The sequence below is a fragment of the Haliscomenobacter sp. genome, assembly GCF_033763495.1.
In the GTDB taxonomy this organism is placed as follows: domain Bacteria; phylum Bacteroidota; class Bacteroidia; order Chitinophagales; family Saprospiraceae; genus Haliscomenobacter.
In genome coordinates this window covers 1-17,895 of sequence record NZ_JANRKL010000100.1, presented here as the reverse complement: position 1 = coordinate 17,895, position 17,895 = coordinate 1, and the positions used below count along the sequence as shown (strand labels likewise).

The 17,895-nt window shown below is 46.5% G+C and carries 18 protein-coding genes; 13 read left to right on the top strand and 5 right to left on the bottom strand.

Annotated features, from left to right (window positions below; translation table 11 throughout):
* The first annotated feature begins 11 nt into the window (after positions 1–11).
* From trxA to SFV55_RS10695, 8 genes are all read left to right on the top strand, one after another.
* Positions 12–338, top strand: coding sequence for a thioredoxin (trxA, locus tag SFV55_RS10730; protein ID WP_320029497.1), 327 nt, complete (start codon positions 12–14; stop codon positions 336–338).
* Positions 339–493: 155 nt separating this feature from the next.
* Positions 494–1,420, top strand: coding sequence for a DUF58 domain-containing protein (locus tag SFV55_RS10725; RefSeq protein ID WP_320029496.1), 927 nt, complete (start codon positions 494–496; stop codon positions 1,418–1,420).
* Positions 1,421–1,517: 97 nt separating this feature from the next.
* Positions 1,518–2,003, top strand: coding sequence for a cytochrome P460 family protein (locus SFV55_RS10720; protein ID WP_320029495.1), 486 nt, complete (start codon positions 1,518–1,520; stop codon positions 2,001–2,003).
* 92 nt (positions 2,004–2,095) lie between these two features.
* Positions 2,096–2,833 (top strand): PPK2 family polyphosphate kinase, encoded by a 738-nt coding sequence (locus tag SFV55_RS10715; protein WP_320029494.1) that lies wholly within the window; start codon positions 2,096–2,098, stop codon positions 2,831–2,833.
* A gap of 3 nt (positions 2,834–2,836) precedes the next feature.
* The gene (locus SFV55_RS10710; protein WP_320029493.1) at positions 2,837–3,250 is read left to right on the top strand and encodes an RNA-binding S4 domain-containing protein; all 414 of its coding nucleotides are present in this window, start codon (positions 2,837–2,839) and stop codon (positions 3,248–3,250) included.
* Between the two features lie 141 nt (positions 3,251–3,391).
* A complete protein-coding gene (locus SFV55_RS10705) occupies positions 3,392–3,781 on the top strand; it encodes a nuclear transport factor 2 family protein (RefSeq protein ID WP_320029492.1) in 390 nt (129 codons plus the stop codon).
* A gap of 72 nt (positions 3,782–3,853) precedes the next feature.
* Complete coding sequence (locus SFV55_RS10700; RefSeq protein WP_320029491.1) at positions 3,854–4,345, top strand: nuclear transport factor 2 family protein; 492 nt, start codon at positions 3,854–3,856, stop codon at positions 4,343–4,345.
* A gap of 109 nt (positions 4,346–4,454) precedes the next feature.
* Positions 4,455–5,111 (top strand): hypothetical protein, encoded by a 657-nt coding sequence (locus tag SFV55_RS10695; protein ID WP_320029490.1) that lies wholly within the window; start codon positions 4,455–4,457, stop codon positions 5,109–5,111.
* Between the two features lie 51 nt (positions 5,112–5,162).
* Here the strand turns inward: SFV55_RS10695 and selD are convergent, their stop codons facing one another.
* Genes selD through hemF form a run of 3 tightly spaced genes read right to left on the bottom strand, consistent with a single transcriptional unit; the run spans position 5,163 to position 8,175 of the window.
* A complete protein-coding gene (gene selD, locus SFV55_RS10690; RefSeq protein ID WP_320029489.1) occupies positions 5,163–6,209 on the bottom strand; it encodes a selenide, water dikinase SelD in 1,047 nt (348 codons plus the stop codon).
* Positions 6,193–7,224, bottom strand: coding sequence for a tRNA 2-selenouridine(34) synthase MnmH (mnmH, locus tag SFV55_RS10685; protein WP_320029488.1), 1,032 nt, complete (start codon positions 7,222–7,224; stop codon positions 6,193–6,195). Before mnmH ends, selD begins: the two co-directional genes overlap by 17 nt.
* 27 nt (positions 7,225–7,251) lie before the next feature.
* A complete protein-coding gene (hemF, locus tag SFV55_RS10680; RefSeq protein WP_320029487.1) occupies positions 7,252–8,175 on the bottom strand; it encodes an oxygen-dependent coproporphyrinogen oxidase in 924 nt (307 codons plus the stop codon).
* A gap of 111 nt (positions 8,176–8,286) precedes the next feature.
* Between hemF and SFV55_RS10675 the strand changes: the two genes are divergently transcribed.
* Positions 8,287–9,171 carry a nucleoside phosphorylase gene (locus tag SFV55_RS10675; RefSeq protein WP_320029486.1) on the top strand — a complete coding sequence of 295 codons (885 nt, stop codon included), beginning with the start codon at positions 8,287–8,289 and terminating at the stop codon, positions 9,169–9,171.
* Here SFV55_RS10675 and SFV55_RS10670 read toward each other — a convergent pair.
* The gene (locus SFV55_RS10670; protein ID WP_320029485.1) at positions 9,168–9,860 is read right to left on the bottom strand and encodes a hypothetical protein; all 693 of its coding nucleotides are present in this window, start codon (positions 9,858–9,860) and stop codon (positions 9,168–9,170) included. The two genes, SFV55_RS10675 and SFV55_RS10670, sit on opposite strands and share 4 nt — an antisense overlap.
* 547 nt (positions 9,861–10,407) lie before the next feature.
* On the opposite strand from SFV55_RS10670, the gene SFV55_RS10665 reads away from it, so the two are divergent.
* From SFV55_RS10665 to SFV55_RS10650, 4 genes are all read left to right on the top strand, one after another.
* A complete protein-coding gene (locus tag SFV55_RS10665) occupies positions 10,408–11,679 on the top strand; it encodes a DUF2264 domain-containing protein (protein WP_320029484.1) in 1,272 nt (423 codons plus the stop codon).
* A gap of 47 nt (positions 11,680–11,726) precedes the next feature.
* Positions 11,727–14,870, top strand: a complete 3,144-nt coding sequence (locus tag SFV55_RS10660; RefSeq protein WP_320029483.1) for a glycoside hydrolase family 2 TIM barrel-domain containing protein — start codon at positions 11,727–11,729, stop codon at positions 14,868–14,870.
* Between the two features lie 29 nt (positions 14,871–14,899).
* Positions 14,900–15,778, top strand: coding sequence for a glycoside hydrolase family 16 protein (locus tag SFV55_RS10655; protein WP_320029482.1), 879 nt, complete (start codon positions 14,900–14,902; stop codon positions 15,776–15,778).
* 81 nt (positions 15,779–15,859) lie between these two features.
* The gene (locus SFV55_RS10650; protein ID WP_320029481.1) at positions 15,860–17,440 is read left to right on the top strand and encodes a protein adenylyltransferase SelO; all 1,581 of its coding nucleotides are present in this window, start codon (positions 15,860–15,862) and stop codon (positions 17,438–17,440) included.
* A gap of 219 nt (positions 17,441–17,659) precedes the next feature.
* Here the strand turns inward: SFV55_RS10650 and SFV55_RS10645 are convergent.
* A partial coding sequence (locus SFV55_RS10645) for a hypothetical protein (protein WP_320029480.1) occupies positions 17,660–17,895 on the bottom strand: 236 nt, incomplete at its 5' end.

The window sequence follows — 17,895 nt, the reverse complement described above, 5'->3', positions numbered from 1 at the left end:
ACTGTCACAACATGGCATTCGAATTCACGGATTCAAACTTCACTGAAAAGGCCTCGGAAGGCGTAGTATTGGTTGACTTTTGGGCTACCTGGTGCGGACCTTGTCGTGCTATTGCTCCAGCCATCGAAGAGTTGTATGCTGACTATAAAGATAAAGCGTTGGTAGGCAAATTGGATGTCGACAACAACCCAGAAGTGGCGATGAAGTACAATATCCGTAGCATTCCAACCCTGCTGATCCTCAAGGATGGCCAGGTTATTCACCAACATGTCGGTTTGACTACCAAACAAGTTTTGGCCAACAAACTCGACGCTGCATTGGCTCCGGTTGTAGCATAAGTATGGCGGATGTTTTTGGGTTAAAATGCTTTTTGGAGCAGTTTAAACAAAAAACATTCAGCATCTTTTAATATACCGCAAATAATGCTTTTCTTTAAAGCCTTTAGTGCCTCAAAACACTAAAGGCTTTTCTGCGTTTTTTATTAAAATCTACCATGAAATTACTCGACAATTACGAAGTACGCGATTTGGGCAACCTCGAATTGCTGGCCCAACAGGTAGTGGAAGGCTTTATTATTGGTTTGCACAAAAGCCCTTTCCACGGTTTTTCAGTTGAATTTGCAGAACATCGCTTGTACAACCAGGGCGAAAGTACCCGCAATATTGACTGGAAAGTGTACGCCCGTACCGATAAAATGTTTTCCAAACGTTTTGAGGAAGAAACCAACTTGCGTTGCCAAATCGTAATTGATGGCTCTTCGTCGATGTATTTTCCGGAAGATACCGGCCAAAAGCCTTATGTCAACAAATTGAATTTTTCGGCTCTGGCAGCTGCCGCCCTGATGAATCTGTTGCAAAGACAACGCGACGCTTTTGGCCTCACCCTTTTTGACAGTGATGTAAATATCCATACCCATTGTAAGTCCAGTACTACCCATTACCGCTTGTTGTTGTCACACCTCGATCGACTACTCAACAACCCGGAACGCAATAAAACAACAGCTGCTGCCAATGCTCTGCACCAGATAGCTGATAGTATTCACAAACGTTCTTTGGTGGTGATTTTTAGTGACATGTTCGAACACCACGCGGAAATGGAAACCTTGTTTTCCGCTCTCCAGCACCTCAAGCACAACAAGCACGAGGTTGTGCTTTTCCATACGGTGGATAAATCCAAAGAAATCCAGTTCGAATTCGAAAACCGACCTTACCTGTTCATAGATATGGAAACGGGTGAAAAATTGCGCCTGCAAACCAATCAAATCAAAAAACATTACCTGGAACAAATGACCAAGTTTATGGACGAACTCAAGATGCGCTGTTTGCAGTATCAAATTGATTTTGTCGAAGCGGACATTCAGCAGGGCTTTCGAAATATATTACAAACCTACCTGGTTAAACGGGCCAGAATGAAGATTTAAAAGTATTTCAGGCGACAATGCCCCTCTTCAAAGCGTCTTTGCGCCGACTTTCTCCTAAATGGTTTTGCTGTTTTTTTGCAGTAAAACCTGAACAATCATGACCAAGACCATTTATGTTTATTCCCTGTTGATTTTTGGAGCAATCCTCATACTGAGTGCTTGTGAGAGTGAAAAGATTGTCGATGACCCCAACCCTACCCCACAAGCAGAATACGTAGCGAAGGATGCCGATTTTGAAAATTTCCGCAATTGGACCGTAGTCAAGCAGCTGAGTAAAGCACTCTCCGAGGATGGACGGGCCCACACTGATGCAGCCAGAACCATTTGGATCAAACAAGCCAATGCCACACGCAGCCAAAATGGGCAGTATCCCAATGGTACCATCCTGGTCAAAGAAGTACAAGGTGGATACGGTATTGTAGCCATGGTAAAGCGTGGTGGCACTTATAACTCCAATCACAATGGTTGGGAATGGTTTCATTTAGATAGTGCCGGAAAAATCACTTCTCGCAACAGCGCGAGCGTGTGCAACAATTGCCATGCCCAGGTCAAAGACCAGGATTATGCATTTACAAAAAATTAGTTTGTTTCTTAGAGGTAATTTTTATTTTTACGGGCCTGCTTGTGATTCGTTTCGCAAGCAGGTCTTTATTTTTCACTTCATCCTTTTGTTCAATGATCAAGCTAAATAAAATTGCTACCGACGCACCCGCTGATTTAGACAAATCGGAGGCCAAGGAACAAACCAAGGTTAATGTAGAACGCTTGGGTGAATTGCAAAAAATGCTCACCGCTCAAAAAAAATACAGTGTTTTGGTCATCCTGCAAGGGATGGATGGAAGTGGAAAAGATGGTGCAGCAGAGAATGTATTTAAAGAATGCCACCCCAATAGTTTAAGGGTGATCAGTTTTAAAAAACCTACCGAGGAAGAGTTTGCTCACGATTTTTTATGGCGCATCCATAAAAACGTTCCGCCCAAAGGTATGATCCACATCTTTAATCGTTCTCATTATGAAGACATTATCATTCAAAGAATCCACAAATGGATTGATGAAGATCGCGTAAAAAAACGCATTGAGTCCATCAATTCATTTGAAGAATTAATGGTATACGATAACAATACGGTATTGTTCAAATTTATGTTGCACATATCCAAGGAACAACAGGAAATCGAACTCAAACAACGTTTGACGGAACCGGATAAATTTTGGAAACACAACGCAGGAGATTGGAAAGAACGGGAACATTGGGACGAATACATGCGTTGTTATGAAGACGCGTTGAACCAGTGCAGCATTCCCTGGACGGTTGTGCCCGTTGACCAGCGCTGGTACCGCGATTACCTCATTTCCAAAACCATGGTGGAAACCCTTGAAAAAATGGACCTGGCGTATCCTCCATTGCAACAATAAAACATGGATAAAATTCGCATTGATAAATGGCTTTGGACTGTACGGATGTTCAAATCCCGTACCATTGCCTCTGACGCTGTTAAAGGAGGGCGAGTGAAAATCAACGGTGCCCCCGTCAAAGCTTCCTACAATATCAGTCGGGGTGAAATCATCGAATTGAAAAAAAATGGTTTTTATTTTCAATTCAAAGTCCTGGAATTGCTCAAAAATCGGGTTGCGGCCCCCATTGCCATAACCTGCTACGAAAACCTGACTCCTCAGGAAGAACTCAACAAGTACAACGATTGGTTTGTAGGAAAAGGGGGCGTCGAGTTTCGTGACCGAGGTACCGGCCGCCCTACCAAAAAAGATCGCCGTGAAATAGATGGCTTCAAAGATGACTGGTTTGATGTGGAGTTTGAAGATGGTTTGGATTGAACCAGAAAAAATTCAAACCTGTTCCTAAAACAAAAGTAACTTGAAATAATATTTCATCGGCAAATAGCATTAATTTTATGCCGTCTTGATTGCTGATTTTGACAAACGTAGCAGGTCAAGGGCTAAAAAAACGCAACCAGAATGTTATCAAAGCTAGAGTTAGTTAGAAAATATTGGGATCATTTCGACCAGGCCAATTTCAAAGCCGCAGCTTCCTTGATGCATGAACAGGCAGTAGTTTGGGAACCCAATAGCCGCGAGGTATTTCGCTCTCGCGATGCCTTCATCAAAACACACGAGGCAAATCCACAACCCTGGCGCATCGAAGAGATTGATATTCTGTCAGAAATAAAAGAAGGAATTATCGTAACCGTAGTAAAAGCCTACTCGGATACCTCTCCGGAAAGTTATTTTATTACTTCGTTTTTCACCTTTGCAGGAGAGCGCATCATCGAGATTCTAGAATACTGGTCAAAAAATGGCGAAGTCCCAATTTGGCGCGCCAATTTAAATTATGCCGAAAAATACTGACAAAAAATTTCTAACATTAAAATTTCAACGATTTTCATGCGGGTAAATAAAATAGGTAAAAAAAATTGCCGGATGAAAGTTTTTGCATTGCACATTATATGGGTATTACAAATATTCTGTTTTTTTTCTTGTGAAACAAAAGAGGCCACAAAAGAAAAATCTGTGCAACAGAAAAACGATCCTGCTTTGGCAGAAATTTTGGCTTTGGAAAAAATGCGTTTGGATGCTACAGTCCAGTTTGATAGTGTAAAACTAAAACAGTTATTGGCTCCGGAATTTGAAATGACTACAGCACAAGGAGAAGTTCTGAATACTCAGAAAATGCTTCAAGTACTACAGAAAAAAAATCAAACTTTGAATCCAGAGCAGCATTTTACCAGATCCACCAAAGTACAATTTTTAAATGACAATAATTTTGCTGTTGTAAAAGGCGTTTATGTTATTGAACGTAAAGAAAGTCGAGGTTTAATTGTCCTAACCTATCGTTACACAGATCTATTCATTAAAACCCCAAAAAACGCGTGGTTATTGGTGAGTTCTCATATGAGTAGAATTGCACGCTGATCTGATGTGTTCTATTGCTAATTAATTGGCATTTTTTTTTCAATTCACCCTTGTATTTGTTGGTATTTCGAATATTAATAATTAACTTTGTCCTCTTAACTTAATAGAAATGGCAAAATTGGATTTATCTGTTGTTGACATTAGATCGTTGATTGATAAATATTCAACAGATCTAAAATTACTTGATTTTCAAGCTACTGCGATCAAAGGAAACATCAAAACACTGGAAGAAATGTTGGAAGGAGGAAGTTCTCTGAAAGAGAAAAAAAGCGGCAAAGCCGGAAGACCTCCGAAACAAAAAGAAGTACTTGATGTTCCCGCTATTGCAAAAGAGTCTAAAGCTTCCAAGGCTGAAAAAACTGGAAAAAAGGGGCCTGGTCGCCCTCGACTCATTCCACTCGATCAAATCAAAGTTGATCCTAATCTTCCCCCATTAAAGAAGGAAAAAAAGGAAAAAGCACCAAAAGCAGAAAAGCCAGCCAAAGCGGCTAAAGTAAATGGTGAAAAAGGCAAACGTGGCCGTATTCCTGGATTCAACCGTTGGGAAGAAGCAATTTTGGAAATGCTGCGGAATGCCAAGCAACCTTTGAAGAACGAAGATTTGATGGACGCAATGCAAATGGTAGCTGACCGCGACAAAGTACAAGAAGGCAAGGCTCAATTAAAAGTGCGCCTCAATCAGGCATTGGTAAAACTGGGCAACAAGCTTGACCTTTTGAACAAACAACCTTTTGAAGGTAAGGGTTTTATGTACAGTTTGAAGTAAGAATACGGGGTTTAAAGAACCCCAACCCCCAGGGTTCTTTAAGCCCTAAGTTCAGCAAACCTCCACCCGTTTAGTTCCCTCACTTACAACCATTTCGCCGATGGGTACCAAGGTTCCCAAACCTAATTCGGCAGCAAAGCTCAAAAAAGCTTGAACCTGACTGGGCTCTACCGCAAGCAGCAGGCCTCCAGAAGTTTGTGGGTCACATAAAATATTTCTTTGCACATCGGTAAGAGGGCCAATTTTATGCCCGTAACTATCAAAATTACGATTCGTCCCGCCCGGCACACAATTGTGATACAAGTAATATTCAATAGCATCTGCATCCAACAAGGGTACTTTTGTTAATTCAATCCGCGCACTTGTACCTGATGCCTCACACATTTCCAAAAGATGGCCCATCAGGCCAAATCCAGTTACATCGGTCATGGCTTGAACATAGGACAAAGTGGCAAAAGCAGCCCCTGCTTTATTGAGTTTCAACATCGAATTACGGGCCAGGTGGGCGTGTTCGTCCAAGAGCAGTCCCTTTTTCTGCGCAGTTGTTAAGATACCAACGCCTAAAGGTTTGGTCAAAAACAACTTACTTTTTACACTTGCTCCTCCATTTCGTTTCAAGTGTTCCAATTTGACCCGCCCAGTCACTGCCAATCCAAATATGGGTTCCGGGCTATCGATGCTATGCCCTCCTGCCAGGGGAATTCCCGCTTCCTGGCAAGCTTTACGACTACCTTCTACCACTTGGTTGGCCACCTCTGGAGGCAAACTGTTCACCGGCCAACCTAGGATGGCAATGGCCAAGAGTGGTGTGCCTCCCATGGCATAGATGTCGCTGATGGCATTGACTGAGGCGATTTGGCCAAAATCCACAGGATCATCTACAATCGGCATAAAAAAATCCGTTGTGGAAATGATCGCAGTGCCGTCACCAAGGTCCATTACTGCAGCATCGTCGCGTTCTTCATTGCCCACCAACAAAGATGGGAAATGCATTTTGGCCCCAACTTGATGCAGGATTTTATCCAGTACGTTAGGTGCAATTTTACAGCCACAACCTGCGCCATGACTGTATTGGGTCAATTTATAATTGCTGAGCATCGGCAAATTGAATCAATTGTGCTGCGCGTTCGCGCAGAGATAGGTTTCCAATTTCAAACGGCCATACCGGATGAAAGTTACATTTTTGATTGGCGTGAATATACGATTTATCATAATACCGCAAAGCAATTGCAGCAGCACTGGCAAAATCTCCAGCTTGAAGTGCAGTCAAGGCCAGTTTTAGGTTTTGTCCTCCCAAACGGCGCTCAATGGCATAAAATGAAGCCATTAAATCTGCTGCGGCAAAACCAGCATACGTTTCTACCAAAAATTGAACCCGTTGCTCGAATGGCATCACCAAATCAATCAACGGGCTCTGGCGAAACTGCTCCCAAAAACCTTGGGGCATAAAGACCTTACCAATGCCGCGGCTTTCATTTTCGATCCAAACTCTGCGTTGAGCGTCCATCCTGGAAAAGATGCCATACAACTCATTCTCAAACTGTTCTACCGTTGGTTGGGCATCTTCACCTAAGGAACCGAATGCAGAACCCTTGTGTCGGGCCAGTTTTTCCAGGTCGATGACCTGCTCACCCAAAGCAGCCAATTCGTGCAAAATTTTGGTTTTGGCGCTGCCCGTTGGGCCACCCAAAACCAGCATGCGCAATCGGCGTTCACTGAACTGCTGGTGGATGTATTGTCGATAGGCTTTGTAACCGCCTTGCAGTACCTGCACATCCATCCCCGCAAAGGACAACAACCAGGATAAACTGCCACTGCGCTGCCCACCCCGCCAACAATGCACAACTACCTTTCCTCTGGGTGCCAACAAACGCGCTTCTTTGACATAATCGGGCATCCGGGCGCCAGCGTATTCCAAGCCCTTGAGAAAAGCTTTATCCGGGCTTTGTTGTTTGTATAGTGTTCCGACTACCACCCTTTCTTCATCGGAAAACAGCGGGAGATTGTAGGCTCCGGGGATATGCCCAATGGCATATTCAGATGGGGTACGTACATCCAGCAGCACCCGGTCCTTGGTATTTTCCAATAAAAATTCAGCAGTAATTTTGTGCATTTCGCTTAAGATAACCACTCGTGATTTCTACTCAATCCAATCTTTCCCCTTTTCCTTTAACCAAGCCAGCGTCTGTGCTTCCGGACTTCCCGGCTCTGGCTGGTGGTTGTACACCCAATTGGCCGTTGGAGGCAAACTCATCAGAATGGACTCGGTGCGGCCATCGGTGTCCAAGCCAAACTTGGTGCCCTTGTCCCATACCAGGTTGAACTCCACGTAGCGGCCCCGGCGTAGGTATTGCCAGTTTTTCTCCCTTTCGGTAAAAGGATCATTTTTGTGTTTGTGCAAAAGGGGAATGTATACTTTACAGAAGGTCTCCCCTACCCCTCGCACAAAGGCAAAAAGCTGTTCCTTACTCTGGCCATTTTGCCCCTGCAAACGATCAAAAAAGATGCCCCCGATCCCTCGCGTTTCGCCCCGGTGGCGGATGTAAAAATAGTCATCAGCCCAGGTTTTGAATTTGGGGTAATAATCTGGGTGGTGTTGGTCGCACACTTCTTTTAGGCTTTGGTGAAAAAATGCCGCATCCTCCGGAAAAATGTAATGTGGCGTGAGATCGATGCCCCCGCCAAACCACCAATTGCCACCATCCGTTTCAAAATAACGCACATTCATGTGGATGATGGGCGTATAGGGATTGCTGGAATGCAACACAATAGATACCCCGGTAGCGAAAAAATTAGCAGACTCCAATTTCAAAGCCTGGGCAATTTTATCGGGTAAAGTGCCATGCACCGCCGAAAAATTGACCCCACCTTTTTCTATGTGTTGCCCCATGATCACCCGACTGCGGCCTCCACCACCACCTTCACGGCTCCAGATATCTTCCTGAAATCGACCAGTTCCATCAGCAGCTTCCAATTGCTGGCAAATATCGTCTTGCAAAGCTTTAAAGTATTCCGCGATGGAATCCCGATCAACAAGCACGTCATTTGCAGAAAAAGTTTTCATTTATCTTCCCTTTGTTTATTAGATTCTTGCAAAGTAAAATCATAATTCTTACTTTTTCCTCCTTTTACTTCGCTCCATGAGTGGATTGTTAAAATAAAACCAAGTTGTAACATGCAAGCACTAGCCGATACCGAACTAATCATAACCCCCGCCGGTAAAATTTACCATGTGGATCTCCACCCTGATGAACTGGCTGATACCGTCATCACCGTGGGTGACCCTGGCCGCGTAGCCGAGGTTTCCAAACATTTCGACGCCATCGAATTTCGTGAATCACACCGCGAATTTGTGACCCATACGGGCAGAATTGGCAGCAAACGCCTCACCGTCCTCTCCACCGGGATTGGCCCCGACAACATCGACATTTGCCTCAATGAATTGGACGCCCTAGCCAATATCGATTTTCAAACCCGGATGCCAAAAGCTGAACACCGCTCCCTCAACATCATCCGTCTGGGCACTTCCGGCGCTTTGCAGCACGATATCCCCCCAGGCGCTTTGATCGTTTCCCGCTACGGCATGGGCCTGGATAACCTGATGCATTTTTACCAATACCAACCCAATCTGGCCGAAGCAGAACTGATGGATGTGGTTCTGGAGTTGGAACAGCACATCGAAAAATTCCCTGTGCAGCCCTACATCTGCGAAGGAAGTGCCGCCTTGGCCGACCAATTGAGTCAAGGAAACATTGAACAAGGCATCACCATCACCTGCCCTGGTTTTTACGCTCCCCAGGCGCGTAGCCTGCGCACGCCTGCCCGCATGAGCATTGCTACGCTGGAGGCCTGGAGCCAACTGCAATACAAAGGGGTACGACTGACCAATTTCGAGATGGAAACCTCAGCCATTTTTGGCCTCTCTCGCTTGTTAGGCCATCGGGCAGTGTCCTGCAATGTGATCCTGGGCAATCGTTTGAATGGCAATTTCACCGGGAGTACTGCTGGAGTGGTGGAAAAGATGATTGAGGAGATGTTGCCGAGGATAGTGGGAGTCTAAGGTTTTATCAGGACGTAATCTAAGCCAATATTCAGGCCAATGGACTTAAGCGATTGAAACCCTTGATAATTACTCCAGCTCAAATCAGCAGAAAGAAATGTGCGTTTATTTATGCGATAAGAAGCCCCCAGGGAGGCTTGCCAATTGAAAAAATTGGGGCTCGCTTTGTCTTTAAAGTGGTCGTTACGCTGGATATTCACAGTATCCCCCAATAGTTGGACACTACGGTACCCAAAAGTATAGGTATGTAGTCGCACATTGCCGGTGAGTGCCCAGGGGCTTTTTTTCCTACGCAAAGTAAACCCTAATTCGGCAGGAATGCTTAACAACATCGTTCTAGCCTGTAACCTGGCCGTACATGAATCTTTTACAAGATAATAATCGTAACTTATTTCTGTAACTTCTAGAAAGTCAGGTCTCTTATACCGCAGGCAGCTTGCACAAGCGTTCAGCCATTCCTCTTGAAGACCAATTCCGACATGGAAGTAAGGGCCCACTTTGAGCCGTAAGAATTGGCCATTCCGGTAGTAGACCTGTGAAGGATTAATGTAATTGCCTGCACTATTGTAAAAAAGATTATGTGACAATGCAATATTGGGGCCATTTTCAACCCTGAGATAAAATTGCCCAAAAACAGGTAAGCGGGTCAGGCTCACCAAGCATAAAAAAATCAGGTAGTCTTTTTTCATGGTATAAACACGAAAAAAGCACTAAACTATTTTGTTAGAATGAGACATTAACGAATACCTCCAATATGAAAAAAAAATTGTTTTTGAGACTCGAAGGACATCAATAGCCCCTGGCTTATGATTTTTTTGGAAATAAACGATCTTTTGTAGCTGCCAGCTTTTCTCAATTCCTGGCTTATTTAAAGACACTTTATTCTAAAAACTTCATCAGCTTGGAAAATAATCGAAAACCTCCAGGCTTTAGCCTGAATAATGATTGAATAGCCCCTGGCTTTAGCCTGGGGTTAAAGGGATGCCATCAAATTCGGGCTTTAGCCCAATATTTAAAAAGCCAAAATCTTGGGCTAAAGCCCGATCAAGTTGAAAACTCGATCCACGCGCTAAAGCACGTGGCAATTGATGTCCTCCGATCAGAGTGTCCAGTAGTGTACATACAACCTCGAAACCTTTTGTAATCATTCAGTAAGGAAATCCAGGTAAAAACAAATCCCAAGAACAGACTAAATTGTAAATTTCAGCCCTACAAACGGAATCAATCGCAAACACCATGAAAAACTCACGGCGTCAAGTTTTAAAAAGCCTTTCGGTAACAGGAATTCTTAGCAGTTTAGGCCTGCCCTTCGCAGCCATTGCCCAAACTCCCAAGCCCAGTCCAACTCTTAGCAACACCGGCCCCGATGACCGCCTTTTTTGGGCCAGTACCCTGTACAAAATTGCCCAACCCGTGCTCTCCAACCTCGCCGTGGGCAAATTGAAAAAGAACATGCCGCTGGAGTTGGCACCGGGCTACTACCTCAAAGCCGAACAGGTCACCTATCTGGAGGCCGTGGGTAGAACCCTGGCGGGTGTTGCGCCTTGGTTGGCACTACCCGATGACGACACCAAAGAGGGCAAATGGCGGGCGGAATTGCGCAAAGATGCGCTTAAGGGATTGGCCCACTGCGTTGACCCTCAAAGCCCCGATTACCTGAACTTCCGCAGTGAACTCCAGCCCATCGTGGATGCAGCGTTTTTGGCCCATGCCTTCCTGCGCGCACCCGATGCTTTGTGGCATCCCTTGGATGAGTTGACCAAAAAACGCTACATCGAAGAGTTCAAAGCCCTGCGCGACCGCAAAGCCCATTACAGCAACTGGTTGTTGTTTTCAGGCATCATCGAGAGTTTTTTGCTACACATTGGTGAGCAATACGACCCGGTGCGCATCGATATTGCCATCCGCAAAACCCGCGAATGGTACGTGGGGGATGGTTGGTACAGCGATGGGCCCAAGTTTTGTATGGATTATTACAACTCCTTTGTGATCCAACCGATGTTGGTGGATATTTTGAAAGTTACCTCCGAAAAGAATTTTTCACCAAAAGCGGAGTATACCGAAGCCCTCAAACGGATGGTTCGCCACTCCGAGTATTTGGAGCGATTGATCTCTCCAGAGGGCACTTTCCCGGTGTATGGTCGTTCCATGGCTTATCGGGCGGGAGCTTTTCAGGCACTGGCCCAGGTGGCGTTGATGGAGCAATTGCCAGAACACATCAGCCCCGCGCAGGTGCGTTGTGGTTTGACCAAGGTTTATCACACCTTATTTGACCAATCCAATAATTTTGACCAAAAGGGTTGGCTGGTATTGGGCTTTAACGGAGCCCAACCTGCCGTTGCGGATCAATACACCTCTACCGGAAGTTTGTACCTCACTACCCTTGGCTTTTTGCCCCTAGGCCTTCCGGCTACGCACCGCTTCTGGACTGATCCTGCAGCCGATTGGACAGCCAAAAAAGTATGGTCGGGACAGGTCACCAAAAAAGATTACAAGGTGGATTATTGAACCTATTTTTGATGGCAACACTTCTCTGCAACAATAAATTAAAACCAATGAAATTCAATTTATTACTCATATTTTTTTGCACCTTTAGTGCTCAAATCTGGGGCCAGGTAAAATTCACTTTTAAAGAATGGGAAGGCCCCGCCATTGTTGAATTGGGTAAAGAACCGGCGCATACTTATTCCATGTCCTACCCCAATGCCGTGGATCTTTTTGAAAACGATTTTTCCAAATCGCCCTATTATCAGTCCTTAAATGGTTCCTGGAAATTCTATTACGTCAACCGTCCAGAGGAACGGCCTCAGGATTTTTACCAGCCCGATTTCAATGACTGGAATTGGAAAGACATCACGGTGCCTTCCAATCGGGAAATGAAAGGGTTTGGCATCCCAATTTACACCAATGTAATTTATCCTTTCCCGGTCAATCCGCCTTTTATCAACCACGCTTACAATCCGGTAGGGTCTTATCGACGCACCTTTACTGTACCTGAAAACTGGAACGGGCGGGAGGTGTTCCTGCACTTTGGTTCAATTTCGGGTTGTGCCTACGTGTGGGTGAATGGCCAGGCGGTAGGTCTGTCCAAAGTGGCCAAATCACCCGCCGAATTCAACATTACCCCTTATTTGAAAAAAGGAAGCAACACCCTGGCGGTACAAGTTTTCCGTTGGCATGACGGTTCCTACCTCGAAGACCAGGACATGTGGCGCCTCTCAGGCATCGAAAGAGAAGTATTTTTGACGTCCAAAAGCAAAACCCATATTGCCGATTTTTGGGTCAAAGCCGGGCTGGATGACGCCTATCGCGATGGTACCATTGCCGCCACAGTTGACCTGAAAGTCCCCTCCCCTCCTACCGGAGCTTACAGCATTGAACTCAGCATTTTTGATCAAAATAAAAAAGTGGTTTTTAGTCAAACTAAGCCTGGCCAAGCCAAAGTTAGTTTTGATGGAAAAGTGCTCGCTCCTGCTCAATGGTCGGCCGAAAGCCAAAATTTGTACACGGCCATTTTGGTATTAAAAAATGAAAAAGGGCAAACCATTGAAGCAACTGGCAGCAAAATTGGCTTCCGCCGCAGCGAGATCAAAGGCAAAAATTTCCTCATCAATGGCAAGCGGGTGCTGGTCAAGGGTGTAAACCGACATGAGCATGACCCAGATTTGGGCAAAGTACCTACCCGTGATTTGATGATCAAAGACATCGTGTTGATGAAGCAATACAACATCAATACCTGCCGCTCTTCGCATTACCCCAATGACCCATTGTGGCTGCGCCTTTGTGACGAATACGGCCTATACGTCATCGATGAAGCCAATATTGAGGCCCATGGTTTGGGCGCAGAATTTCAGTCTTTTAGTGTACCCAAAAGCAAACATACCGCCTACGATCCCCAATGGAAAGCGGCTCACCACGACCGTACCCGCCGCCTGCTGGAGCGCGATAAAAACCACGCCTGTGTAGTGATGTGGTCGCTGGGCAACGAATGTGGCAACGGTGAGGTGTTTTTTGAAACCTACGACTGGATCAAACAACGCGACAACTCCCGCCCGGTGGTTTCGGAGCAATCGGGTGAGGCGCGCAACACCGATGTGGTTTGTCCCATGTACCCTTCGATCGACAACATGAAAAGCTATGCAGCCGATAAGACCAAAACCCGGCCTTACATCATGTGCGAATACAGCCACGCGATGGGCAATTCCAATGGTAATTTTAAAGAATACTGGGACATCATCCGGGCTTCGGATAACCTGCAAGGTGGCTGTATTTGGGACTGGGTAGATCAGGGTATTCGCACCCAAACCGCGGATGGGCGCAGTTACTTCGCCTATGGGGGTGACCTGGGTAGCCAGGACTTGTACAACGACCAGAACTTTGTTTGCAATGGATTGGTCAACGCTGATCGTTTTCCACACCCGGGCATTTACGAAGTAAAAAAGCTCTACCAAAACATCCAGTTCAGCAAGGACAATAGTGCCTGGGGGCAGATTAAAGTGCAAAATGAATTCTCTTTTACCAATCTGCGCGAATTCGACTTCCGTTGGGAAATGCTCAACAATGGGATAAAACTGACTGAAGGTAGTTTTAGTGTTGAGGCCAATCCGGGAGAGGTTAAAGTAGTAAATCTCAACCTGCCTGCCTACAAACTAGCCGCAGGTGCCGAACTCGTGCTCAACGTTTATGCCACCCAGCGTGCGGCTAGTACTTCTATCCCGGCCGGGCATGAACTCGCCAGGGAGCAAATAGTGCTAAGTCCTTATGGTTTTGACCAAAACCTTAGTAGTCCTTCCGGGACCTTGAGCATTGAAAAAACCAACAACTCCCTCAAGTTCAAATCTGGAGCCATCGCTGGAGAAATCAACCTCAACAATGGCCAGATCGATCAGTATTCAATTAATGGAAAAAACCTCAAGGAAGGCTTTTTCCCCGAGCCTTACTTTTGGCGTGCGCCTACCGACAATGATTTTGGGAACGATTTTACCAACTATGCCCGGGTGTGGGCCAGTGCCCATGTACGCCGCAGTGTAAAAAGCACTAAGGTCGGCGAACAAACGGCCGGGGGGCTGCCCTTTACCATTGTTTATCACCTGCCCGATGTTCAGGCTGATTATACCCTGGACTATTTGATTCAAAATGATGGCTCAATCAAACTCAACGCCTCGCTTGAATTATTACCAAACAGCGAAGCGCCTGAGCTACCAAGGATGGGGATGCGCTTTGCCCTGCCTTCCAACTACAATCAGGTACAGTGGTACGGACGCGGGCCTTTTGAAAATTACAATGACCGCCATACTGCCGCTCATTTGGGCATCCATAACCTGCACACCGACGAAGGCTGGGAGCGCACCTACGTTCGTCCACAAGAAAGTGGCTACCGTACCGATACCCGCTGGATCAAATTGAGCAATGCTGAAGGGCTTGGCTTACAGGTGGAAGGTACTCAGCCCTTGTCTTTCAGCGCCATGTCGCAACTGACCGAAGATTTTGACGAAGGCAGCATCAAAAAGAATCGGCATGTAACGGATATCGTCAAACGTCGTTTTGTGACCTTGCACGTCGATCTCACCCAACGTGGTGTGGGTGGGGACAACAGTTGGGGCGCTCAAACGCACGACACTTATCGGCTCCTTGCCAAAAAATACAGCTATGGTTTCACCATCAGGGCAATCGAAATCAAGCCGGGATTAAAAGATTAGACGTAAATTAATTCACTGAAAATCAAAATATGAAAATCTTGCTCCCCCTATTGTTGATCTTCCTGCTGGCCTGTTCTTCCCCAAGAGCAGGCCAGCTCGACGCTCGACGTCCCGATGGGTCTGTTCCTAAAGTCATCCCTGGTATGAAATTGGTCTGGCATGATGAATTCAACGAAGCGGGTAAGCCCAACCCGGCTAATTGGCGCTACGAATCTGGATTCGAGCGCAATGAAGAACTTCAATGGTACCAAAGCGACAACGTCAACTGTAAAGATGGTGTTTTGCTCATCGAAGCCCGACGAGAGGCTATTCCGAATCCCAATTACCAGGCGGGTAGTAAAAACTGGAAAACCAATCGCCCTGCCTCGGAATTCACCTCCGCGAGTATTCAAACCCGGGGCCTACAGCAATGGCAGTATGGCCGTTTTGAAATCCGGGCGCGCATTGATACGACCTACGGTTCCTGGCCCGCCATCTGGACTTTGGGCAACGGCCCCTGGCCAATGGCAGGCGAAATCGACATTATGGAGTTTTATCAGGTCAAAGAAACGCCGACCATTTTGGCCAATTTCGCCTGGTTGGGCGATCAGTCCAGCCGGAAAACCAAATGGAATGAGAAAAAACTTCCGCTCACCCATTTCACTGATAAGGATAAGGATTGGGTCAAAAAATTCCACACCTGGCGCATGGATTGGACGGAAGAAAGTATCCAGATTTTTTTGGATGACGAGCTCTTGAACACCCAATCCCTCAAAGAATCATTGAATCCAGACGGTAGCAATCCTTTTTTAAAGCCACAATTTTTGTTGCTGAATCTGGCCGTAGGGCGGAATGGTGGAACGCCGAAAGCCAGCACTTCAAAGATTGTTTATGAGGTGGATTATGTGCGGGTGTATCAGCGGGAGTAGATTAAGTGCAGAATTAAATTATCCTGTAATTCACCGGCATTGAACAAGCATTCAATTGAAGCGTTTTCTAAAAAAATTGTAATGAACAAACTCAATATACAAGATACCTTCAATCAGGAGCTGCCTGCCGATCCGAACCTGAGCAACACCCGTCGGCAAGTCAGAGGTGCCTGTTTTTCATACGTTACCCCACGACAGCCTTCCAATCCAGTGTTGGTGCATGCTTCCACTGAAATGGCTGAAACCATCGGCCTGACAGCAAACGACACCCAATCCGAAGAATTCCTGCGCATTTTCTCAGGCGCGGCCACGCTGGAAGGCACCAGCCCCTTCGCCATGTGTTACGGTGGGCACCAGTTTGGCAACTGGGCTGGCCAATTGGGCGATGGACGGGCCATCAACTTGACCGAGGTGGTCCATGAAGGCCAACGCTGGGCACTGCAACTGAAGGGCGCAGGTGAAACCCCTTATTCCCGTACTGCCGACGGGCTGGCTGTACTGCGCTCCTCCGTCCGCGAGCACCTCTGTAGCGAGGCAATGTACCACTTGGGCGTGCCCACCACTCGCTCCCTCTCGCTGGTGCTCACCGGCGACCAGGTCATGCGGGACATGCTTTACAACGGCAACCCTGCCTATGAAAAAGGTGCCGTAGTGTGCCGGGTAGCACCAAGTTTTATCCGTTTTGGCAATTTCCAAATTTTCACTGCCCGCGATGAAATTTCGACCTTGCGGAGTTTGACCGACTATACCATCCGCCATTTTTTCCCACACATTGAGCCGGGTACACGGGAGGCTTACGCCGAATTTTTCAAAGAAGTATCCCAACGCACCCTCGATATGGTCATCGAATGGCAACGAGTTGGCTTTGTACACGGCGTGATGAATACGGACAACATGTCCATCCTTGGGCTGACCATTGATTATGGCCCTTACGGCTGGCTGGAAGGTTACGAACCAGACTGGACGCCCAACACCACCGATCGTGCCCAGCGCCGTTACCGCTACGGCCAGCAACCAGCCGTCGTCCTATGGAACTTGGTGCAATTGGCCAACGCACTGATGCCGCTGGTCAAAGACACTGTACTTTTGGAAGCCTCACTGGCTGACTTTCAACTAAAATTTCCGAAAAAATACCTGGCCATGCTGCGCCGTAAACTCGGTCTGGTGACTCCTGACGAAGGTGACGCTGAACTGGCCGAGGAGTTGGAAAAGTTGCTCGCCTTTGCAGAAACGGACATGACCCTATTTTTCCGAAACTTGTCATTGGTACAAAAAAATGGCGGCCTTCCTGGGAACAAAACCTTCTTCGAGCACCTGCAAGCGGCCATGTACCAACCCGAAGACCTGAATGCTGCCTTGCAACAAAAATGGGAGGACTGGCTCGAGCGCTACTTGCATAGGCTCCAGCTCGAAACGGCCAGCGATGAGGAACGACGTACCGCCATGAACCTCGCCAACCCCAAATATGTACTCCGCAATTACATGGCTCAATTGGCGATCGATCAGGCGGATTTGGGGGACTTCAAATTGGTGGATGAACTTTACCAATTGCTGAAAAAGCCTTATGATGAGCAGCCGGAGATGGAAGAAAAATGGGCTGTGAAGCGGCCGGAATGGGCGCGAAATAAGGTGGGGTGCTCGATGTTGTCGTGTAGTTCGTAGGCTAGACCACCACTACTGGACATTATGCTCGGAGGACACAATTTTGCATCTTGCGCAAGATTCTACAGGCGTCCCCCCCCCCGACCCCTGTGAGGCAGGGTCGAGTGATTCTAAATGGAGTGCTATTTTCAACCCCGAAGGGGTGACATGATTATAGCAAAAATGGCATGTAGTTGTATTAAAACCCCGAAGGGTAGGGTGTTCAGAATTGGGAAAAAACTACGTACCGTTTTTGCCTAAGAATTGAGTTTTCAAATAAAAAAAGGAATCGCGCTTAGCGGAAAGTTCTGTCAGATTCACCAGGGTAGAACTTTCCAATGCGATTTTCAAGAGATCAAGGTTTAAGGTTTGAGCAAAATTGGCAAAGGAAAGCAGGAATTGGGTCATCCCAAAAGGAGACCTTGGGTGGATTTTGAGCTTAAATTTACCAAAAGTGCTTTCGATGACATCGGAGC